This window comes from Bacillus sp. HMA207, from assembly GCF_003402455.1.
Taxonomy (GTDB): Bacteria; Bacillota; Bacilli; order Bacillales; family Bacillaceae_G; genus Bacillus_A; species Bacillus_A cereus.
Window position 1 is genome coordinate 2,814,769 of sequence record NZ_BEZT01000001.1, and the last position, 22,813, is coordinate 2,837,581.

The window sequence follows — 22,813 nt, forward strand, 5'->3', positions numbered from 1 at the left end:
ACCGCCAATAATTACTAGATTACTCGTTCACTATTGAAGTTCAAAGGTGGTAAAACCATTTCTCGTGTTAGGAAGCTCACACCCTTGACTTCCCTCTCTGTAAACCGTAAAAATGATTTCGTGTCCTTATCATTACTTTTTCGTTCATGTCTATTTGTTAACTTATTATAGTTATCAACTTTTTAAAAAGCAAGCCTATTTTTACTAACTATTTTCAAAATAATTTTTTATTATATTTCACAATAACATTATGCAACTGCCACTCAATTTACCTATTTTGTCATTTCTCCAGTTTATAAATCAACGGTTCATATATAAAGTGAAACTTTAATCAGTGGGGATTTTGTTTATCCCCACCTAACTTCTTTGTTTTCGCTGAATTTTGAGGTAGGAATCTTACTGCCCGTTAATGCGGGATAAATTCCCCATTCTAAAACCCGTACATACCCACCTTACAAAACTATATCAATAAAATTTTCAATACAATCTTTTTGTATAACTTTCTTCTAAAGAACGTGCAACATCTTCTTCTGAAGTATTCACTTTCGCATGCTCCAGCAACATTTTTGCTGCTGAAGGTAACTCTTTTTTATTTAACCAAGATTCTGATTCCCACATCTTAGAACGAATAAACGCTTTTGCACAATGAATGTAACACTCTTCTATTTCAACAACAATTCCAAGTAACGGATTGCGTCCATTCGCCTGCATTTCTTTCAAAATTTCTTCGTCGTTTGTAATATATGCTCGGCCATTTATTCTGAGTGTCTCCCCAAGACCTGGAATAAAAAAGATTAGTCCTACACGTGGATTTGAAATAATATTCAAAATGGAGTCTATACGACGATTTCCTGGTCTTTCTGGAATGATAATTTTATTATTATTGAGTACGTATACAAATCCAGGTGCGTCTCCTCTCGGCGAGGCGTCACACTCCCCCAACTTATTTGCAGTAGATAATACTAGAAAAGGAGATTTAGAAAGGAAATCTACACAATGGTGGTCTAATGATGAAATAACTTTTTTCAATGCTCGCTCACTTGGTTGCCCCAATATTTTTCGTAACTCTTCCTCTGTTGAAATAATCGATTTTATTTCCATACGCTCTATCTCCACTTATAATCGCCCCTTTTTCTTTATTTTCCCAAAATTCAATACGAATATTGTATAATAAAATTTGCAGAAAGGGGAATTAAAATGACAGAGTGGTTAACAATATTTGATTCTGAAAGAAATACACTTGGGAAGAAATTACGCGATGAAGTGCATCGTGACGGTGATTGGCACGAAACATTTCACTGTTGGTTTGTAGAAAAAGATGCTAAAGATATATTCTTATATTTCCAGTTACGCTCTAAAAATAAAAAAGAAGCTCCATGTATATGGGATATTACTTCAGCTGGACATATTATGCATGATGAAGATGTACAAATTGGTGGTCTTCGTGAAATCGAAGAAGAATTGGGGCTTTCCTTTCAAACTACTGATTTAGTATACAAAGGAATCTTTAAAATAGACTATGAAATTTCAAATCTTACTGATCGTGAATTTTGTCATATGTATTTTCACAATGTCATCAATCCACTTCCATTCGCACCAGGTGAAGAAGTAGACGATGTGATGAAAGTACATGCAACTTCTTTTCTACAACTATTAAATGGAGAGATTTCATCTTTAAAAACGATTTCAGTCTTAAACAATAAACCGATTACGATAACATTTGAAGATATTTATCCGTATGATCTTGCATACTATGAATTTGTTGTTGCACAAGGAAAAGAACTACTAAAAAATAATAGTTTGTAAATATAATAGGACTCCTATCTATCATTGACTGAGAGTCCTATTTTCCTTATCATCATTGTTCAATTGTCTTTAATCTGTTCTCTACTCGTATAAATAAGCGAATGATTAACAATACCATAACCACCATAATCGCTATTATTGTATGTGGATATCTAAACAGTATACTAATAACACTTCCAATTAACATCATGATAAATCCGTTTTGCTTCATCACTTCTACACTATACCTGTTACCCGCATCCCATAATTCCTTATTTTTCATAGATCGTTTCGTACGATAACCATATGCCGCATTAATATCGGTCGGTGGATTTTTTTGAAGAATAATTGCCGCAAGTATAAAAATAATACCAATCAATATGCTTATTCCTATGTTTACGAGTGCATCAATCAATTATCCCCCCCTAACTTACACTTTCATTATACGACACAACCTTTATTTTTCAAATTTATAACACATTCACTTTCTTTCTTTCGATGTCTGGAACATACTTGGAAGTGTTACAAAACGTGCCCCTTTCGTTTTTAACTGCGGAATGATTTTGTCTAGTGCATCAACAGATCCTTGTAAATGCCCACCTGGAGTAGAATGCTGCAGTATGACACTACCTGGAAATGAATTCCCTAACACATTATTTGTAATCGTATCGGCACTTACACCTTTCCAATCAACTGTATCAACACTCCACTGTACAATCATAAAATTTTGCTCAGTTGCCCAATTCAATTGATTTTCAAGTATTTCACCATACGGTGGACGTATAAATTTAGGGGCATAGCCGGCTAAACGTTTTAATATTTCTTCCGTTTTTATAATTTGATTACGGTACTCAACGTCATTTACTTTCGCTAAATTCGGATGACTGTACGTATGATTACCAATTACATGCCCTTCATTTGCAATACGCTTTACTACGTTCGGAAATTTTTCTGCGTTTTCACCAAGTAAGAAAAAAGTAGCTTTTACATTATGTTGTTTTAACTTATCTAATATTTTTGGCGTGAATTCTAAATCTGGTCCATCATCAAATGTAAGAGCGACTTCCGCTTTATTATACGGTCCTGAAAATGCGTACGCATATTTTTCAACCCATGAAAATGGTGTCCACGATCCACGATCATATGCTTTCATTTGTACTTCATAATTTTGAGGGATATATGCGTATGGCAATGAGTTTATATAGTCTCCATAATAAAATGAATTATATGGCATATAAGCATACGAAACATCTCGTTCTAGTCCCCATTGATATGGAGCAAACATTTGTGGCGAATAAAAATAATACATGATAAAAAACCTCCCTAAATTTTCATATGTGATTCATCTGCACTTTGTTAGAGAAATTGTTATTCATAAACAAAAATAAGACTGTCCTTAATTAGGACAGTCTTACTACTTTATATTATTAATAAATTGATGTACTATCTTTTGGCAAAGCTTTCACATGTTTTAAATAGTTCGTCACTTTATCATCCTCATCTTGCGGATATTGATATTCATACGTGTTAGCGATTTCGTTCGCCACTTCCCTAAATAAATCACTCATGACAAAGAATGACTCCCATATGTTTTCATATTCAGCATTAGAAAATGTCCTTTTAAATTGCTCCCACATATCTTCTTCAATATATTGCTCGAAATGCTTTCCAAACTTCCCTGTATTAACTGTAAAGTCTGTTTTCATACCAATATGCCATTCTAGCATTACAATGAACATATCTCGCACTGGTCCTTCAAGCATTCCTTTTGCATAAGAAAGTTCCTCTCTCCATAACCCTTTTGCCACATTTGTACTACACCACCAAAATTCATTACAGCAATCCAAAAACTCTTTTTCTGTAGGCTTTTTTATTAAGTAATCCTTATCGCTTGCTGGCGGGAATCCTTCCATACAATTATCTTTATCAAGAAGCAGTTTACTTAAACTATCTTGTCCAACGAACTTTTTTATTAACTCAACTGGAACTAGCGTTAAATCAATCCGATTCCCATCCATGAACTGCATTAAATACGGAAACTTCCCATCTTCATCTGGTTGAACTAACGACATTTCTTCTGGCATTTGTACTATCATTATTTCTCCAAATCTATGAACCCAATTATGATTAGACGTAAAAGATTGTATATCATTTACAACATACATAATATCATAGTCTTGAAAACAATCTCTTTTCACATTTGGATTTACACGCGATCCATTCATGATAACTGCTCGAATTCTTTCATCCTCTTTTGCTATATTTATAATTACGTCTAACATTTCTTTTTCAGTTCTCATCTACTTATATCCTCCAATTTTTTAATATATAATATAGTGTTATGTATATTGGAGGTCCACGAGCTAATCTCGTTATACACGATACATGTTATAATTTTTGAAACTTCTTTTTCATCCTTTTTCCTCCTTACATCACTCTTTTACAACTGCCATCCCTTTCAATTTCCCAATGCTTTCTACCATTCACTTTTAATTATACCGAAAATTCTGTCTCGAATACAAAAAATAAAGAAGGGACATCTACCCCTTACAGAATAGATATCCCTTCTTTTAAAGTTAAATTTAATTCCTATGGATTAGTAGACCAAAGCCCAGCAGATTTAATAAATGTACGTTTATTTAATTTCAGCTGCGCTACGATAAATTCTGCAATATCTTCTGCTTGCATTACTTTATCAGGGTTTCCATCAGTTAATCCTAAATCTACAGCCATATCAGTTGCTACTGTACTTGGAGTTAAAGCTGTTACACGAATGTTATGTTTGCGAACTTCCATCGCTAACGATTCTGTTAAGCCAAGGACACCAAATTTAGAAGCACTATATGCACTTGTTACAGGTGCACCTTTTTGTCCTGCTGTAGATGAAATGTTAATGATATCACCAGATTGTTGTTCAATCATGCTCGGTAAAGCTGCACGAGTTGCATAGTATACACCCATTAAGTTTACTTGAATGATTTTTTCCCAATCAGCAACGTCTAGTTCTAAAAACTTACCGAATTTAGAAATACCAGCGTTATTAATTAAAATATCGATAGATCCTAAACCATTTTTTAACGTTTCAATCGCAGTTGTTACTTCTTCGTATGAAGAAACATCAGCAGTTGCAATAACAGCTTTTACACCTTCTGCTTCTACTTCTTTCGCTACAGCTTTTAAGTTTTCTTCTGAACGAGCTAATAAGCCTACATTTACGCCTTCTTTCGCTAATGCGATTGCTACAGCGCGACCAATCCCTCTACCTGCTCCTGTAATTAAAGCATTTTTACCTTGTAATAATTCTGCCAAGTATAACACTCCTTAATCATCTCAGTTATGTATTATATTAAAATTGTATCTATGTTTATGTAAAAAGGCAATGATGCACTTTCATGTGCGTAGGTTACTTGTAGGTAACTGTAGAAAATTACTATGCATTCATTACACGTATTTATCATTATTCATGCAAAATAAAGACACCCTCCTCATAAGAGAGTGTCTGCGTATGAAATAAAAAATGGTTCTTTATCACTACACTATTTTTCTTCATAATTAGGAATACGCACAATAAATTCAGTACCTTTTCCTTCCTCACTCTCCACTTTTATCTCTCCTTGATGAAGGTCGAGTACTTTCTTTACAATAGCTAAACCTAAGCCACTTCCTCCATAGGCACGATTTCGTGAAGAATCCGCTTTATAAAAACGCTCAAAAATATGTTGTTTCTGTTCTTCTAATATACCAATTCCTGAATCATGGATACGCACTTCCACTACTGTCTCATGTTCCTTTAACTGAATAGTAATCGTACCACCGCTTGGAGTAAATTTAATACTATTATGAATTAAATTAATCCACACTTGACTCATACTTTCTTGGTCAGCAATAACATATACTTTTTCTAAATCTAGTTCTAACTCAATTTCTTTTTCAGCCCAGAGTGGTTCACTATTTAACACAATTTGCTTTAATTGTTGATCTAATCGATAGCTCACTCTTTCTGGTGTATACTCCTCTGATTCTAAAAGAGTTAGCTTTAGTAAATTTTGACTTAGTTTAGATAATCTCGTTGTTTCAGTTTCAATAATGGTAAGATAATGCTTTCTTTTTTCCTCAGAAAGATTATCGTCTTGTAGTGCTCTAGCAAATCCTTTTATAGAAGTTAACGGTGACTGTATTTCATGAGAAACATTCGATACAAACTCTTGTCTCATTTTCTCCATCGTATTCAGTTCATCTGTCATATCATTTATACTTTTTACGAGCACGCCAATTTCACCATCATACTTTTCTTCATTTCTTATTTTTACGGAGAAGTCTCCTTTTGCAATTTTTTGTATCGGTTCAATAATAGTCCAAATCATCGCCTCTCGTTTTGGTCTCATTAATATTCCAATCAATGTCCAAATAAGAATAATAAAGACAAAACCGACCATATCACTAATTAGAAAGGCAACAAACGGCGATACGTTTACGTCAAAAGCATTCAATAAACTAGTTGCTACATAAAATGCGATAGACCAAATGATAGTAAGAATAGAAAAGAGCGCTAATACTGCTCCAAATACTTTCAGCATCTTCAACTTACTCATTCGTTTTCTTTTTCTCATTTACTTACCTCTAAGCGATACCCTAATCCTCTTATTGTTTTAATACTAAATTTCGATTGCTCTTCTTGAAACTTCTCACGTAACCGATTAATATGAACGTCTAGTGTACGTTCATTCCCTTCAAAATCATATCCCCATATTTCTTCAATTAATTGCTCTCTCGAACAAGTTCTTCCCGATTTAGCCCCTAAAGTAAAGAGCAGCTCAAATTCTTTTAACGGTAACGTAACCGTTTGTTCTCCAGATGTAACTTCGAATGTTTTACGATTTAATAATACATTTCCAACTTGAATCGATTGCGAAACTGTAATTTGGTAACGTTTCAATAATGCCTTTACTCTCACTACTAGTTCTATAGGATCAAATGGTTTTACAAGATAATCATCTGTCCCAAGGTGAAATCCTTTTACTTTTTGTGATGTTTCTCCTTTGGCAGTTAGCATCAGAACCGGGATATCATAGTATTTTCTTAATTCAAAACATACATCAAATCCATCCATATTTGGCATCATGATATCAAGAATAACCATATCGACTTTTACGTCATCCATTTTCTGAAGTGCATCTACTCCATCAATTGCCTCATATGTTTGAAAACCTTCTCGTTCTAAAAATACAGAAACGAGTTCTCTAATGTGTGGATCGTCGTCTACTATTAAAATTTTAGGTATCAAAGGAACCATTTCCTTTCTACTTAGCATCTAATATATTTTTTAAAAATGAATCATCAGTGGAGTAAAATCCCACTGATGATTCATTTTATAATGCACCCTCTTTAATTTTCAATTGCTGCGTTGCAAACTCACGATACATATCATGCGTCTGTAATAATTCATCATGCGTACCACTACCTGTAAGATTCCCTTTTTCAATAAAGATAATTTTATCTGCATCTACAACAGTAGAAAGTCTATGTGCAATCACTAATGTTGTTCTGCCTTTCATTAAGTTATTTAATGCTTTTTGAACGACAGACTCAGATTTACTATCTAAGCTTGAAGTTGCCTCATCGAGCATAAGAATTTGCGGATTTCGAAGTAACGCTCGGGCAATAGCAATTCGCTGTCTTTGTCCCCCAGAAAGCTTCACACCGCGTTCTCCAACTTCTGTTGCATAACCGTTTGGTAAGTCATGAATAAATGCATCAACATATGCCATTGCTGCTATTTTTTCAATTTCTTCATCCGTTACTTCGCCCTCAACACCGTAACAAATATTATCACGAATTGTTCCATCAATTAACGGACTATCTTGTGATACGTAACCGATTTGACGTCGCCATGACTCTAATGAATAACTCGTAATTGATTCTTCCCCTAATTTAATGGCGCCACTAGTTGGCTCATAAAAACGTTCCAGTAATGAGAATAACGTTGTTTTCCCACTACCACTTGGTCCTACAATCGCTGTCACTTTCCCAGATTCAATTGTGAAATCAATATTTTTCAAAACTTGCTCTTCTTCGTTATACTCAAAATGTACATTTTCAAGAACAATCGGTTGCTTAGCATTTGTCACTTTCACACCAGTTTCATGATCTTCTACTTCATATTCTAAAATCGTACTAATTCTTTCCGTTGCACCAATTGCCTTTTGGAATTGTGTAAAGAACATAGATAATTGACTCATCGGCATTACAATTTGAACTAAATACAAAATAAACGCTACAAGTTCACCGGTTGTTAATGCACCGCTAGAAACTCGCATCCCGCCATACCCTACGATAATAACAAGTAGTGCCATTAAAACAAACGACATAACTGGCGAAATTAATGCTTGCACTTTCCCTTCTTTCAAACCAAATTGTAATAACTTTTGTATACCTGTATTGCCCGTTTCATATTCTCTTTTTTCTGTATTTGAAGATTTCACTAAACGAATTTCTGATAACACTTGCGTTAACACACTTGTAAAAGATGCCGTTTCATCTTGAAGCGCTTTTGAAATCTTATACATTTTTCGTCCAAGTGGAACTAAAATTAATACAGACAACGGAATAACCGTTAAAAGTAACGCAGTCATTTTCCAATCTAAAACAAATAATACAATTAACGATCCAACAATTGAAATACCGCCTGTTAATAAGTTTGACAAATGCTCAGAAATTAACGTTTTCACTACACCTGTATCATTCGTCATACGGCTAATTGTATCACCTGTTCTATTTTGATCGTAATAAGATACCGGCAAGATAAGTACCTTTTTCCACAAACGTTCTCTTAGTCCCGCTACAATCTTCTGCCCAATATAATTTAGTAAATATATAGACAACCCTGCCGCAATAGTTTGCATTACAAAGAAAGCAACTAATCCAACAATTTGTCCTGCACTAATTGAAGAAAGCGAAAAATTATCTACTAATCCTTTTGTAAGCATAGGAATAAATAAACTCGCTCCCGTAGAAAGCAAACTCATTAATAACGCAAAAACTAAAATTCCTTTCGGAGGATTTGTATCTTGAATAAGGCGTAAAAACTGCCTCCAACTCCCTTTTTTCTTCATTCCATTTCTAACTTCCATTCCTGTTCATCTCCTCGTGGTAAACAAAACTGTTCTTTCTAAAATTAGAATACGATACAAATGTAAACTGAATGTAAACACACTTTTTCTATTTTTACAAAATATACATAAAAACTCATCTTTACAACAGGTATAAACATCTGATATTATTACCTGGTACTTAATATTATTCTATGTAAATTATAGATAAATAATTTACAACACGATATAAATCTCCAGTTAGTGAAAGGAGTATCCTTTTTGCAAACAAATATACATTCTAAAAAGGAAACAATTATTTTTATTCATGGATTAGTTGGCAATCGTCGCGCCTTCAAAAAGGAGCAAAAACGTTTTTCTTCCTCCTACAACATTATAACTTATGACTTATTAGGTCACGGTGATGATAAAGGAGAAGCAATCGACTTTTCATTACAGCGCCTCGTAGATCAATTATTAAACTTATATGAGCAAGAAGGTATTAAAAAAGCACATATTTGTGCGCTAAGTTACGGCTGTTACATCTCTACAATTTTTGCACAAATGCATCCAGAAAAAGTATTAAGTATTTGTCATATTGGAGGACATTACAATAACCCTTCTCGTTTATATAATGTATTTCAAAATTTTTGGGAGAAGCGAGGAGATGAATACTCTAAATGGCTCTCTCAATACGCAAATACTATTTTTCCAAGTGGTATACTAAAAGCAAATCCGTTCGCAGTCATTTCAAGAAATATTTACTACCGTTTCGGATTACAATTACATTCATCCATAATTGCCCAGTCATTACGACATCGGTTAGAATTCGATTTAAAATCTAAATTAAAATCACTTCCTCACCCTATACTATGGGTAATGGGAGAGCATGATCATCTCTATAAATCTTGCCTATTTGATTTAAAATCTATTTTACCCAACGTTTTATATAAGGAAATACCTTTAGCAGGACATGCAGCGAACTTATTTCGTCCTAACTATTTCCATGACTTATATGATCGATTTTTAAATGGAAAGTTAAAATAAAAACTATTAAACCTCCAATTTATTCAACTATAAAAAGGCTTCCCAAGTTTCCTTGGAAAGCCTTTTCTCTATACAAAAAGTATATAAAACTACTTTTTCTTAGTATGCTTTTGTGTAACCAGCTAGATGTTTGCTCCAGTATGAATTATTTACTGAACTAATTTTCACACCTGTTGAAGTTGTTTCCGCACTAATAAACTCACCATTTCCTAAATAAACTCCCATATGAGTTAAACCACCAGCTTCTGTAGTATTGCTAAAGTATACTAAATCTCCTGGTTGTGGATTGTTAGTTTTTGTTAACTGAGCCCAATATCCCTTAACATTTGTGCGCTCTATGTTGTGACCTGTTTTATTTAATACATAGTAAATAAAACCACTGCAGTCAAAACCAGCAGGTGTTGTACCAGCAGTTCTGTATGGTTTACCCTTTAAAGATCTAGCGAATCCAGCGATTGAAGATGTATCTCCACCTGTTGTTGGTTTTTGTACGTCTTTACCTGGTTGTTGAACGTTATTTGTAACGTTATTGTTATTGTTATTTGTAACGTTGTTTACTCCGCCTTTTACAAACTTAACGAAGTCTGCACTTACGTAACCTGTGCGGCCGTTATGGTTAATTTTGTACCAACCATTTTCAGCGCCAGTAACGTTTAATACTTTACCATTTGTTACTCCACCGATTACAGCGTTGTATGTAGCTGGGCCTGTACGTACTTTTAAAGCACCAGTGTTAACAACATAAGAACCACCAGTGTGAACTGTTGTAGTATTGTTGTTTGTAGTTGGTTGTTGTGTTTCGTTAGATACAGCAGAACCACCTTTTGTTACGAAGTCTTTGCTTACGTATCCAGTTCCACCATTGAAGTTGATTTTAAACCAATCTTGTACTTCACCTACAACTTGTACTGTTTTACCTTTGTTTACAGAACCTAATACTGTATGAGATGTACTTGGGCCTGTACGTACGTTAAGTGAAGAAACGTTTACTGTGTAAGTACCTGTTCCTTGTTGAACAGTCGTTCCTGTTTTGCCACCAGTCGTTACGAAGTCACCACTTACATAACCTGTTTGACCATTTACGTTTACTTTGAACCAACCATTTTCTTGTCCAACTACTTGTAGCACTTGGCCTGATTTTACTTTAGAAATAACGTTATGTCCTGTACCAGCACCTGAACGAACATTTAATACATCAGCAGTTACTGTGTATTTTAATTCAGAAGTTGTTTCTACAGTTTTTGTTTCAGTTACAGTCGTTTGAGTTTGAGTTTGAGTTTGTCCATTAATTTCTTTTAGCGCTTCATTTGAAACTTGTGCATGAGCAGAATCCATTCCTGGAACTGCAACGCCAGCTACAGAAGCTGCTGCTAAACCTGCAATTACTTTTTTCATAAGTTGTCTTTACTTCCTTTCCCTACTATCCTCTTAAAAAAAACTAAAACTTTAATACTTTACAATATTATCAAAGTAAAATATTCATCCAGTTCCATTTTTTAGCAAGAGTTTTATTTTTCACACAGAGTTCATTTTAAATGAACAAAGTGAAATCCGTGTGAACTTCATGTGAACTTTATCATTAAACACAGTGTTTTTGCAATGTTTTTTTCAAATTTCTTATATATCGCATGAAAATTCGACATTCTATTTAATATTTTAATATAAAATATCCCTTTTCTATCTATTATAAAAAATTCTATTAACCTAATACAAACTCAAGTATGTATTTCCTTATAAAGCTTCTTACATAAAGTATACTTTCATCATGACAAAAATCACTCTATTTATCAATAGTATAATATTTTTAGAAAACTAAATTTCTATACTATCTACAATTTTGAAATAATTTGACGAATTGTAAGATTTATTTCACAAAAGCCATTTCTCCTTTAAAGAAAACACACACTATACCAACTGTTCTCTTTTTCCGATAATGGAATTTATAGGATGTTTATAGTATTATATACATATCTTAATAAAAAAGAATTTTAGCGAACTGATTAAAGTTTCATTTTATAAAATGAAACTTTAATCAGTAAGGGTTTTATACATCCTCCGCTAATTTTTAACCCTCACCACTCGGGCTGCCCGTTAATACGGATTTTTATTGGAATAAAAAGAGGAGGCATATTTGTGAGAAATATAATAGATGATCCAATACAAAAAAATATAGAGCTATACTATGCTTTTATTCAATTCGTTTCAATGATAACATTACAAAAAGTATCCGCTATTGAAACACGTAAAAATGAATTAAAAAATCAGATGAAAAATGCCGGACAAAAAAACCCTTATTATGTATAAAAAAAGGTGAACAGGTTATATTCCTGTTCACCTTTTATCAAATTATTTTATTTATAAATTTTCACACGGTTTTCTAACGGTTGGAATTCTTTTTCACCAGCCTGTACTACTGGTTTACCAAATGGCATTTGCGCAGTGAGTTTCCAATTTTCTGGAACACCCCACTCTTTTCTCACTTCTTCATCAATTAGTGGATTGTAATGCTGTAATGTAGCACCAAACCCTTCAATTTCTAAAGCTGTCCAAATTGCAAATTGTAACATTCCTGATGATTGCTGAGACCAAGTTGGGAAATTATCTTTATATAATGCAAAGTTTGCTTGAAGGCCTTCCACTACTTCACTGTCTTCAAAATATAAAACCGTTCCATAACCACTTTTAAATGCATTCATTTTTTCTTCAGTAGGTACAAAGTTATTTTCAGGTACAATTTTTCGTAACGTTTCTTTCGTAATATCCCATAATTTATCATGTTGTTCTCCTAATAAAACAACAACACGAGCACTTTGAGAATTAAAAGCTGAAGGTGTATGTTTTACAGCATGATAAATCACTTCTTGAATTTTTTCATCAGAAACTACTTGCTCTTTACTAATCGCATAAATAGATCTTCTGTCTTCAATTGCTGAGTAAAAATCTTTTGCCATCATAATTCCCTCCAATTTTCAATTGAGGCTATTTCATATGTATATATCATATTACGCCCCTCAAACTTATTATTAATAAGCTTATAACTTTATAATATCACAGCAACAAATAAACTCAAATGTTAACACTTGTATTTAGACTCTTTTTCCTTTTTAAAATGAAAATAAAAAGACTGTTTGTTGTTATCTAAAATTAGTAACAACAAACAGTCTTACTTATGTAGCGATCTAGATTCGTATTTTACTTACTTAATTAACTAATCCAAATGCATACGACATTAACTTATTTGTCTCTGTAAAACGTTTTGTTTTACTTGATGTCCCCATGACCACTGTAATAATTCGATTATCACCTTGCTTTGCAGTCCCAGTAAAACAGTATCCTGCACTATCTGTAAATCCAGTCTTTAGTCCGTCTATTCCTTCTATATATAAACTTTTATTATTTTTATTTAACATGTCGTTTGTGCTTATAACATTAATATTATTAAATGCTAGCTGACTTTGACGTAAGTGAGTCACTTCTAATATTTCCGGATAATCTTTTATAAGATGATAAGCCAATTGTGCTACATCACCAGCCGTCATTTTTGTTTCACTTCCATCTGGCTCTTGTAATCCAGAAGCATTTGCAAATTTAGCATGTTCCGACATTTTTAACTGTTTCGCTTTTGCATCCATAAGCTGAACGAAATCTTTCTCCGATTTTGCCATATATTCTGCTAAAGCCACAGCTGAATTATTAGCTGACTCAATCATTAATGCATGATATAAATCTTTAACAGTTAATGTGTCATTAACTTGTACTGGGATTCTCGCTCCCTCTGTTTGTGCCGCCTTCGCACTCATTTTCACTGGATCTTCCCAGCGAACTTTCCCGTTATGTATACTCTCTAGTAGGAGATACGCTGTCATCATCTTAGACATACTAGCTGGTGCAAAAGCTTCATTTTCATTATATTGATAAATAATATCTCCATCACTCGCATCGATAATCATAGCTGCTTTTGCGTTAATTTCTGGTGGGATGTACTTTGGCGGGACTACTTTTTCAGTAAATCCTGCTTTAGGTAGTTCTGCCACTTGCAAAGGTTGTCCCTCTACATTCGCTACGCTCTTTTGATTTCCTTGGAATAAGAACCAACATATCCCTAAAATAATGACTAATAGGACTGTCATCCTTCCCCATTTTAACCGATTCATTTCAAAACTCCTTTAGCAAACCTTTTATACACTCACATTTAACCTTATCAACAATTCCATTATACAGTCAAGGTAAAAGGTATATTTATTCATATACAGCAATGATTATTTTAATTTATTTATGTTAAACTTACAATGTTGAAACGTAAGAATATTCAATAATAAAATCTCGTAAATAAAGCGAAACTTTAATCAGCCCCCCAATCGGGCTACCCGTCAAATAGCGAGATAAACTATTTAATAGAAGGGATTCATACAAATGCTACTTCCAAAATCATTAAAATACGGAGACACAATTGGGATCTACTCCCCTTCTTCACCAGTAACCTACACTTCTCCAAAAAGATTTGAACGAGCAAAATCTTACTTACAACAGAAAGGGTTTCATATATTAGAAGGTTCATTAACAGGTCGATATGATTTTTATCGTTCTGGTAGTATACAAGAGCGTGCTGAGGAGCTAAATGTCTTAATAAGAAATCCTAATATTTCTTGTATTATGTCAACAATTGGTGGGATGAATTCAAATTCAATATTACCTTATATTGATTATGATGCTTTTCTAAAGAACCCTAAAATAATGATTGGGTATTCAGATGCAACTGCTTTATTACTAGCAATTTACGCCAAAACAGGAATCCCTACATTTTATGGACCAGCTCTCGTCCCTTCCTTTGGCGAATTTGAACCTTTTGTTGATTGCACATACAAATATTTTGCTGAAACTTTACTACATGATCATTCTCTTCCTTATCATATAAAACAACCATTATTTTGGTCAGATGAATTTATTAATTGGGAAGAAAAGACGAAGGAGAAAGAACTTCGACCAAACGATTGGATTTCAGTAATTGATGGAAAAGCTACTGGGCGTATTATTGGCGGGAATTTAAACACGATACAAGGAATTTGGGGTAGCCCCTATATGCCACATATTCAAGAAGGCGACATTCTCTTCATTGAGGACAGTTCAAAAGATGCAGCTACTATTGAAAGAAGCTTTTCATTACTTAAAATTAACGGTGTATTCGATAAAATTTCAGGTATCATTCTTGGAAAACATGAGCAATTTGATGATTGTGGTACAAATCGAAAACCTTTTGAAATACTATTAGAAGTACTTCAAAATCAAAGAATTCCTTTTCTAGCTGACTTCGATTGTTGTCATACACATCCCATGATTACCATGCCTATCGGTGTTCAAGTAGAGTTGGATGCAACAAATAAAACGATACATATTGTAGAACCTTGGAAAAAATGAATGCATAGCTTCTATTGTTTTACAATAAAAGCCATGATACTATATAATTTGGAATGTGAAAGATTAAACAAAATACGTTCCAATATCTATCATTAGAAAAATTAGGTATAAATATATATTTATATGCAAAAGAGAGTGAATAAATGAAACCAACTATTAAAAATTACGTATTTTTACATGTAGCTTTTTTGATATATTCTATCATTATGGTTTACATGAAATGGGCAGCTAAATTCCCCATTGCTTCCATCTCATTTTTTGTTGCTTATTTCGGACTAGTTATACTTTTATTCGGATATGCAATTTTATGGCAACAAGTAATTAAACATTTCGAAATTTCAAAAGCATATTCACATCGCGGAATTATTATACTGTGGTCAATGCTTTGGTCAGTATTTCTATTTGGAGATACGATTCAGTGGAATCATTTACTTGGTGCAGCTATTATTATTGTCGGAATTGTGGTGGTGACAAAAGATGAATAGTTATATGTTATTATTTATTTTCGGGATAATTTTAGCTAATTACTCACAAATATTATTAAAAAAAGCTACTTTGCAACAATACGATTCTAGAATAAAAGAATATGTGAATCCTTATGTTATTATCGGCTACTCTTTATTTGTAATTAACGCCGGATTAAATGTTATCGCCATGAAGGGTATGGCATTAAAACAAGCATCAGCATTAGAATCCTTAAGTTATATCATCATATTAATTTTCGGTTGGTATTTCCTAGGAGAAAAAATAACGAAACGTAAACTCATCGGCAACATGATTATTATCGTTGGTGTAATCGTTTATTGTATCCAATAGTAAAAAGCTCCGTTTATCACAAACGGAGCTTTTTACTATTGACCTAAATTTTGCACTTTATCTTTCAAATCTCGAACTTGATCTACCGTCTGCATAAGCTCAGAGTTTTTAAATTGCTCTACATCCACTTTCCCTTCTTCTATCTTTGTCATCGCCGTATCAATTAACGTATTTAATTTTTCGTTATATCCGACGATTTGTTGATGAAGATCCTTTGCTACATCAGGTGGCGTTAATTCATTGAATGCGGGTATATCTTGTTTAATTTCACTAAGCTTCGTTTCTAATTCTTTTCGAGCCTCGCTATCATTAATGGCCTTTTCTGCTAATGCTGGCGCATCATTTGCAAATGCACTTATTTCATTTACATAATCTGTCGCCTTTTGAGCATAATCTATGGAGTTCTTTCCTTCCTCCACTATTGAACATCCCATTAAACCAATTGAAACTATAAATACTAATAAAATTGATTTTATTTTCATTTTAGACCCCCTTCGTCCTTATAATTGTCTGTAATTTTCTCTATACATAACTTCTAGCTAAATTGTTTATAACCTTTTTCAAATAGCTATTTACCCTCTTACATGCCCTATTATCGTTACAACATCTATTTCTATATGTACGCTTATAATATCTTCAATTATATCCATATATCCTTGTCCTATAGCTGTTCCATAGTGTAATGTAAGCCCCTTCTTTTCATACACTGACTTTGGCACTGAAAAAATAAATCTCCTCAAGTTTCTTTCATCAGCTGGTTCCATAATTAAAACAATCCCATCCTCATCAAACATATACGCTCGCCCTCCAACTTTACATTCACTATGGCTCAGTATTGCCTTGGTCAGCAAAATTTAAAACACAATAAGTTAAGATACTCTCTGCTCTATCATAAAGTGAAACTTTAATTAGCCCTCACCAGTCGAATCTTTATCGGCAAATAGCGGGATAAAGTGAAAGTTTAATCAGTGAGGATTTTGTTCATCCCCCACTGGCTATCAGCCCGATCCCCACCTAACTTCTTTACTTCCGCTGAATTTTGAGGTAGGGTCTTACTGCCCGGCAAATAGCGAGATAAAAATAAAAAACATTCATTCTTTTTTGTTAAGAATGAATGCTTTTAAAAAATCAATTTCTAACTCTAGCATCTTTTTTTGACGAGGTTTTACTTTTCTTACGGGAACTCCAGCGTAAATATACCAATCATCTAAACTCTCTTTTACCATACTCATCGCACCGACTGCCGTACCTTCTCCTACCGTTACATTTGGAAAAATAATAGAATTAGCACCAATAATCACATGTTTTTTTAAAATAACTTTTTCTGCTTTCACATTCCTATATTGATTCGGGACGGTTGGACCCATTAATGTATTTCCACTGAAATCATCAAGTACTGCATATATGATTGTTTTAGCTGAGATGTTTGCAAAATCATGCATTTCAATCCCAACTTCCCCTCCATATAACGCTGTATACGCTGATATGTGCGAATAACTTCCAATTGTGATTTTACCACTTAAAATGCAAAAATCATCAATTCTTACATGATTGCCAACTGATATAGCACTCGGATTATATATACTTGCTTTTTTACTAACCAATACATTTTTCCCAACAGATAAAAATCCAACTTTCTTTAGTTCTTCTTGACTATAAAAACTATTCATCTACCGACACCACCTTCTGCTCTAAACAAATTACAATTTGCTCTACTAGTTCTTTCGTCATTCCTTCCCATAAAGGTAAACTTACGATTCGTTTTGCTATTTTATTCGTCTTTGTTAAATCTGTAGACTTATAGTTTTTAAAAAGAACTTGTTGGTGGCAAGATGGTGAAAAGTATAATCTAGCTTCTATTTTCTGTTTTTTCAGTTCTTCTATTACTTGTATGTTGCGAACTTCTTCTGGACAAATGATAGGCATAAATTGGTGAATAACTGCTTCTGTCTTTTGGACTTTCCACCCTTTTTTCATTAACCCAGTATTTTGTAACAACTGTTTATACCATTCAGAAATACGGCTGCGTTCTTTTAATTTTTGATCCCACTTTTTTATAGTCGCAATCCCAATAGCGGCTGCGTATTCAGACATTTTACAATTAAACCCCATCATCGTACATTCACGATTTTTATCAAATCCGAAATTCCCCATTCTTTTAATATGTTGTATATCTTCTTCGTTTTTACTATATATGAGCCCTCCTTCACCAATTCCGAAAGGCTTTGTTGCATGAAAGCTATATACGATCATTCCACTAAAATCTTGACCGTAATGCATCCCTCCATTCATTAAACCAAATCCCGGCGCCGCATCTACGACAACCGGAATCCCCTTCTTCTCTAATTCTTCATATTTTTCTAAGTTCATCCATGATCCAAAAGTGGCGTACGGGATAACAATCGCAACCTCTTCTTTTAATTCTTCTATTTTATCCAAAAGTACGGTTTTATCCATATACCAATCATCTATTGAAATATCAATAAAGTAAGGTTCCAGTCCACACCAAATAGCGGCTAAGGCAGTCGCAGGGAATGTAAAACTAGGCATGAGAGCATACTTTCCCTTTCTTCTTTTCTTTAGTTGAATAGCCGCCATTAACCCTAACGTTGCGTTTGCTACTGTTGTAACAGCTCCCCTGTTTTGAAAAAATGACGACATAATTGTTTCCTCAAAACGTTGATTTATAGGTCCATAATTCGTATATATGTGAGATGTATCAATTTCCTTCAATTCGTCCAAATACTCACTTACAGGTACAGTTGAAGCACGTAAAAAAGGAATATTCTCCATATCTATCTATTCCTTCCTATCATTTTCGGACAATATAGAGCATATCTGTTTCAGATAATCCAAATTTCCTAGCACTTTTCATTCCTTGTTTTTCCGCTATGTTATATAATTCTACCTTAAATCCTGCATTCATTAATCGTTGAATAAATCCCGATTGATTGTAAATTCTCACATGATCTTCTTGACCAAAAGCTAATTTCCTCAATTGTGGTGTTACAATTAATTCATTCTCTATAATAAAATCTACATTCATTACGATCGGTACTTGAATAATTCCCCATCCATTTGGCTTTAACACTCTATATAACTCTCGCATTGCTTTGTCATCATCAGGAACGTGTTCTAACACATGGCTACATAATATTACATCAAAAGTATTACTATCATATGTAATCCTTGTAACATCAATTTCCTTCATTAATGGATCCTTTGGTTCTAAGTCACCACATACATACGTAATATTTTTATACTCGTTAAACCAATCTCTTAACTTCGCTTCAGGTGCAATATGAAGCATTGTATAGTTTCTATTTAACAAGTCCGTTTCCGTTTCAATGTACGCACGATACAATCTTTCACGATCCATCGAATTGCAAACTGGACATATCCCTGTATCTTTATTCCACATCTCAAATTTATATTTCGGAAAATCATAATGCGCTGGCCAAGGTGAAAATTTTTCAAATTGTTGATTGCAATATTGACAATAACAAGATTCTTTCTCAAACATATGAGCAACTAACTTGTTTAACCCTTTTTTTATCTTTTCATTATAAATTTGATCTAGTTCGCCATTTCTTACTGCATCCTTAACTATAAATCCCGCATTTTCTAAACAATAAGATAAACTCTCTTTATACTCACTTTCGGAGCTTAAAAATCCACTATTATATGCATCTATAATTAATTCAATCCACTCTTCAATTGTCATTAAAATAAAATGCATTTGTTTTTGATTTTGTCCACTATGTTGTCTAAAATAACTAAGAGGTTCTTGCATATAAACTACTTTTCCTTTCCTCATCATATCTAGCCAAGTTGCAATGTCATTAATAGCAGAATAAGCCTTTCCTTTAAAATATCCAAACTTCCCGTCAAACAAATCCCGATTAAACAAAACAGTTGTCGGCTCACCAACTACATTTTTTAAGTTTTTTAACATATAATTTCCTAATTCTTTTCCTTCAAAAAGTGTAGTTTCTTTCGCGATTTTCATATTTAATGTTGAAGGTGGTAATATCTCTCCATTCTCATCAATCAGTTCACGATATGACGTCACAAATGAAATATTTTCTAACGTCAAAAAGTATTTCATCATTCTCTCGATCTTTTCATGATGAAATAAATCATCATCTAATAAAAAGTTTATATAGTCCCCATTCGCAAGTTCTACACACTTATTAAAGTTTTCGGCAACTAACGGCGTTTCATTTTTAACATATGTAATACACTCATATTCACGTAAGTACGGTTGAATCATAGCATTGACTTCATTATTTGTACTATCGTCAGAAATAATAATTTCAATATTTTCATATGTTTGATTCAAAGCGCTGTTGAGTGCTAATTCCAAGTAATAAGGTCTATTGTATGCAGGAATAAGTATACTTACTTTCGGTAATGAAGAATTATTATTTATATGTTGTTTTTTCTTTTCTATGTTTATTTTCTTCGCTCTAATTTTTTGGTAATAGTCTAATGTATATAATATCGATGATGGAACTATCCTTCTTGCATAATCTAGAAAATTAGTTATTGCTTTGTCTAACTCTTTTTCAGTGGATAAGAAACCATATTTTTCGCCTGCTATAATACTGTGTGAAAAATCTTCTAACCCATCCATCATTTTATTAGATTCATTTAACTGTTGATCTGGATGTAATCGAAAGTAACTAAGCGTTTCTGCTATATATACTGCTTTTCCTTTACTTAATAAAGATAACCATGAAGCTATATCTACGTTACATAAATACCGCCTCTTATCAAAAATTCCATATGGTTCTTGTAAATCATTTTTACGAAATAAAACTGTTGTCGGTTCTCCAATATAATTTTTTTGATCCACAATTACCTTATTTCCTAATTCTGTTCCCTCTATAATCGTATCTTCTTCAAATAAACGGACAGTCGAATAAATATGTCGTAGCTCTTTCCCTTTATCATCAATGACTTGACGATGAGATGTTACAAGCTTAATTTCATTATCTAAATCATTGAAAAAATACTTCATCATTTTTTCAATTTTATTCACATGAAATACATCATCATCCATTAAAAAATTTATATATTCACCGTTCGCTTCATTAAATAACATTAGCGCATTTTCAAATTGTCCGAGAGTTGATCTATTTTTTATATAAATAATATTTGAATGATCACATAAGTATTTTTGTAACACTTTTTCTGTTTCATCATTCGTGCTGTCATCTCCAACTATAATTTCTATATTAGGGTACGTTTGTTCTAACACACTACATAACGCCTTTTCAAAGTAAAGAGGACGATTGTACGTAGGAATTAATACACTTACCAACGGAAGTTGCTCTACCACCTCTTCATTTCTTTCAATACGAGTTCTCATTTTAACTCTCTCACCTCTTCGCATATTATTTATATACGCGACACAAAAATCACATTACTTTAACTGTATGGAGCCTATATACTTTTATGCAAACATGAAACAAAATATCATACTTTTCGTTCCTAAATAAACATATTTAATAACGCGGACATTTTATTTGCACCTTTTTTATTCATATGATCACTATCATAAAAATCATCATCACAAAATAATGGTGAATCAAATAGATCTATAATTTGAAAAGAATATTGAGTTTGAAAATCATTTATAACTTTATAAAAATCTTCTTTTAATTTCTTACTACTACAATTGAAATAATGTGAAGTAACAGGGAACACAACAATTAATGGCTTTATATCATTTTTCAACAGTAATTCTAAATATTTCTTAAAAATCATTTTATTTTCAACTAAAGTATGAGGATACGCCAATTTAGCATGTGAAGCTGCTCTTATTTTCCCGTGTTCTTCAAAAGGAATATGAAGAGAAGTAGTATTCCATTCAGCATTTATCCAAGGCAGTATCAATGATTCATCTTTTAGTTCGTCTAATAAAATATATTCAAAATGCAAATTAAAAATAGAAAGAAGTGATTTCGGAGTATTTAGATGTGAGAATCCATCAGTGGGTAGAGGAGAGTGAACTACAGTATGATGACCATCTTGAAACAATGGATAATATACTTTGTGAATTCTATATGATTCAGATGATAACGACATATCAAAGTAAAACGAGAAATAGGCTATTCCTATTAAACAATATTGAAATGAATGATTGTTTGATAAAAGTTGTGACGCTATTAAATAATCATAGTATAGATCTTGCGATGGAAGTGTTAATTTTATTGACTTTTTTGAGAGAAGCTCCGTACTTATGCCACAATGTGGATAAGACAAACCGGTAGCAAACAATTCATACGTCGGATCACTCTTTGCTTTTTTCATAGAAATGTATAAAGACATAAGATCCGGATTTATTTGATAGATAGAAATTAATTTATCCTTCCATTCATACATGTATTTTGTTAAATTAATAATTTTTGAACTTTGCACGCCCCTATTTATCAATTCATTTGTAAGTTTTTCTGCGTCCCCTCTCCAAATGACTATATATTGAAAAGAACTTTCTATACGAACAACATCTGAAACGTCTACAACATGAACTATTGTTTTACATTTATTTTTGTCTAACGTATTTCGAATCCTCTCCCCTGATAATTCATCACTTAAAACAATGATTTTATATTGCTCCTTCATGCACATCCCCTCCATTATATGTATAATATGAA

Annotated in this window: 23 protein-coding genes and 1 other annotated feature (1 of these 24 cut by a window edge); of the genes, 6 read left to right on the top strand and 17 right to left on the bottom strand. The window is 33.0% G+C overall.

From position 1 onward, the window contains the following. Window positions 1–142 (bottom strand) — a binding site (T-box leader); it reaches 90 nt to the left of the window's first position. Between the two features lie 335 nt (window positions 143–477). Beyond that, a complete protein-coding gene (locus tag HMAS_RS14600) occupies window positions 478–1,116 on the bottom strand; it encodes a pyridoxamine 5'-phosphate oxidase family protein (protein ID WP_000402142.1) in 639 nt (212 codons plus the stop codon). 81 nt (window positions 1,117–1,197) lie between these two features. Between HMAS_RS14600 and HMAS_RS14605 the strand changes: the two genes are divergently transcribed. Next, the gene (locus HMAS_RS14605) at window positions 1,198–1,806 is read left to right on the top strand and encodes an NUDIX hydrolase (RefSeq protein WP_000141378.1); all 609 of its coding nucleotides are present in this window, start codon (window positions 1,198–1,200) and stop codon (window positions 1,804–1,806) included. A gap of 52 nt (window positions 1,807–1,858) precedes the next feature. Here the strand turns inward: HMAS_RS14605 and HMAS_RS14610 are convergent, their stop codons facing one another. From HMAS_RS14610 to HMAS_RS14640, 7 genes are all read right to left on the bottom strand, one after another. Next, window positions 1,859–2,200: an SdpI family protein gene (locus tag HMAS_RS14610; protein WP_000564329.1), complete on the bottom strand. Its 342-nt coding sequence runs from the start codon at window positions 2,198–2,200 to the stop codon at window positions 1,859–1,861. 66 nt (window positions 2,201–2,266) lie between these two features. Next, entirely contained in the window at window positions 2,267–3,094 is an 828-nt protein-coding gene (locus tag HMAS_RS14615) for a peptidoglycan-N-acetylglucosamine deacetylase (RefSeq protein ID WP_000291222.1), read from the bottom strand. Window positions 3,095–3,212: 118 nt separating this feature from the next. Further along, window positions 3,213–4,085 (bottom strand): aminoglycoside 6-adenylyltransferase, encoded by an 873-nt coding sequence (locus HMAS_RS14620; protein ID WP_001258539.1) that lies wholly within the window; start codon window positions 4,083–4,085, stop codon window positions 3,213–3,215. A 289-nt stretch (window positions 4,086–4,374) separates the two neighbouring features. After that, window positions 4,375–5,094, bottom strand: a complete 720-nt coding sequence (locus HMAS_RS14625; protein ID WP_000818985.1) for a 3-ketoacyl-ACP reductase — start codon at window positions 5,092–5,094, stop codon at window positions 4,375–4,377. A 227-nt stretch (window positions 5,095–5,321) separates the two neighbouring features. After that, window positions 5,322–6,395, bottom strand: a complete 1,074-nt coding sequence (gene hitS / locus HMAS_RS14630; protein ID WP_001231629.1) for an envelope stress sensor histidine kinase HitS — start codon at window positions 6,393–6,395, stop codon at window positions 5,322–5,324. Then, a complete protein-coding gene (gene hitR / locus HMAS_RS14635) occupies window positions 6,392–7,069 on the bottom strand; it encodes an envelope stress response regulator transcription factor HitR (protein ID WP_000612413.1) in 678 nt (225 codons plus the stop codon). The genes hitS and hitR overlap by 4 nt, the downstream gene beginning before the upstream one ends. An 85-nt stretch (window positions 7,070–7,154) precedes the next feature. Next, window positions 7,155–8,915, bottom strand: coding sequence for an ABC transporter ATP-binding protein (locus HMAS_RS14640; RefSeq protein ID WP_116344895.1), 1,761 nt, complete (start codon window positions 8,913–8,915; stop codon window positions 7,155–7,157). A 240-nt stretch (window positions 8,916–9,155) separates the two neighbouring features. On the opposite strand from HMAS_RS14640, the gene HMAS_RS14645 reads away from it, so the two are divergent. Then, window positions 9,156–9,920, top strand: a complete 765-nt coding sequence (locus HMAS_RS14645; protein ID WP_001194314.1) for an alpha/beta fold hydrolase — start codon at window positions 9,156–9,158, stop codon at window positions 9,918–9,920. A 99-nt stretch (window positions 9,921–10,019) separates the two neighbouring features. Here the strand turns inward: HMAS_RS14645 and entFM are convergent, their stop codons facing one another. Continuing rightward, a complete protein-coding gene (entFM, locus tag HMAS_RS14650) occupies window positions 10,020–11,315 on the bottom strand; it encodes an enterotoxin EntFM (RefSeq protein WP_116344896.1) in 1,296 nt (431 codons plus the stop codon). A gap of 738 nt (window positions 11,316–12,053) precedes the next feature. Between entFM and HMAS_RS14655 the strand changes: the two genes are divergently transcribed. Then, entirely contained in the window at window positions 12,054–12,224 is a 171-nt protein-coding gene (locus HMAS_RS14655) for a hypothetical protein (protein WP_001244279.1), read from the top strand. Between the two features lie 47 nt (window positions 12,225–12,271). On the opposite strand, the gene HMAS_RS14660 is transcribed toward HMAS_RS14655, so the two are convergent. Together HMAS_RS14660 and HMAS_RS14665 are read right to left on the bottom strand one after the other, a co-directional pair. Continuing rightward, window positions 12,272–12,874: a nitroreductase family protein gene (locus tag HMAS_RS14660; RefSeq protein ID WP_175879510.1), complete on the bottom strand. Its 603-nt coding sequence runs from the start codon at window positions 12,872–12,874 to the stop codon at window positions 12,272–12,274. Window positions 12,875–13,120: 246 nt separating this feature from the next. Then, window positions 13,121–14,074 carry a D-alanyl-D-alanine carboxypeptidase family protein gene (locus HMAS_RS14665; RefSeq protein ID WP_097862606.1) on the bottom strand — a complete coding sequence of 318 codons (954 nt, stop codon included), beginning with the start codon at window positions 14,072–14,074 and terminating at the stop codon, window positions 13,121–13,123. A gap of 259 nt (window positions 14,075–14,333) precedes the next feature. On the opposite strand from HMAS_RS14665, the gene HMAS_RS14670 reads away from it, so the two are divergent. The 3 genes from HMAS_RS14670 to HMAS_RS14680 all read left to right on the top strand — a co-directional run bounded on the left by HMAS_RS14670 (window position 14,334) and on the right by HMAS_RS14680 (window position 16,151). Then, a complete protein-coding gene (locus tag HMAS_RS14670; RefSeq protein WP_000926318.1) occupies window positions 14,334–15,335 on the top strand; it encodes a S66 family peptidase in 1,002 nt (333 codons plus the stop codon). Window positions 15,336–15,478: 143 nt separating this feature from the next. After that, on the top strand, window positions 15,479–15,820 hold the full coding sequence (locus HMAS_RS14675; protein ID WP_000805125.1) for an EamA family transporter: 342 nt from the start codon (window positions 15,479–15,481) through the stop codon (window positions 15,818–15,820). After that, window positions 15,813–16,151 (top strand): EamA family transporter, encoded by a 339-nt coding sequence (locus HMAS_RS14680; RefSeq protein WP_001089868.1) that lies wholly within the window; start codon window positions 15,813–15,815, stop codon window positions 16,149–16,151. Before HMAS_RS14675 ends, HMAS_RS14680 begins: the two co-directional genes overlap by 8 nt. A 35-nt stretch (window positions 16,152–16,186) precedes the next feature. On the opposite strand, the gene HMAS_RS14685 is transcribed toward HMAS_RS14680, so the two are convergent. From HMAS_RS14685 to HMAS_RS14710, 6 genes are all read right to left on the bottom strand, one after another. Continuing rightward, on the bottom strand, window positions 16,187–16,633 hold the full coding sequence (locus tag HMAS_RS14685) for a DUF6376 family protein (protein WP_000695198.1): 447 nt from the start codon (window positions 16,631–16,633) through the stop codon (window positions 16,187–16,189). A 90-nt stretch (window positions 16,634–16,723) separates the two neighbouring features. After that, window positions 16,724–16,945, bottom strand: coding sequence for a hypothetical protein (locus HMAS_RS14690; RefSeq protein WP_000459099.1), 222 nt, complete (start codon window positions 16,943–16,945; stop codon window positions 16,724–16,726). A gap of 297 nt (window positions 16,946–17,242) precedes the next feature. Further along, the gene (locus HMAS_RS14695) at window positions 17,243–17,821 is read right to left on the bottom strand and encodes an acyltransferase (RefSeq protein ID WP_025710350.1); all 579 of its coding nucleotides are present in this window, start codon (window positions 17,819–17,821) and stop codon (window positions 17,243–17,245) included. Continuing rightward, the gene (locus HMAS_RS14700; protein WP_000427966.1) at window positions 17,814–18,944 is read right to left on the bottom strand and encodes a DegT/DnrJ/EryC1/StrS family aminotransferase; all 1,131 of its coding nucleotides are present in this window, start codon (window positions 18,942–18,944) and stop codon (window positions 17,814–17,816) included. The genes HMAS_RS14695 and HMAS_RS14700 overlap by 8 nt, the downstream gene beginning before the upstream one ends. A gap of 19 nt (window positions 18,945–18,963) precedes the next feature. Continuing rightward, window positions 18,964–21,525 (bottom strand): glycosyltransferase, encoded by a 2,562-nt coding sequence (locus HMAS_RS14705; protein WP_001260405.1) that lies wholly within the window; start codon window positions 21,523–21,525, stop codon window positions 18,964–18,966. Window positions 21,526–21,647: 122 nt separating this feature from the next. Continuing rightward, window positions 21,648–22,781, bottom strand: coding sequence for a hypothetical protein (locus HMAS_RS14710; RefSeq protein ID WP_116344897.1), 1,134 nt, complete (start codon window positions 22,779–22,781; stop codon window positions 21,648–21,650). Window positions 22,782–22,813 lie beyond the last annotated feature (32 nt).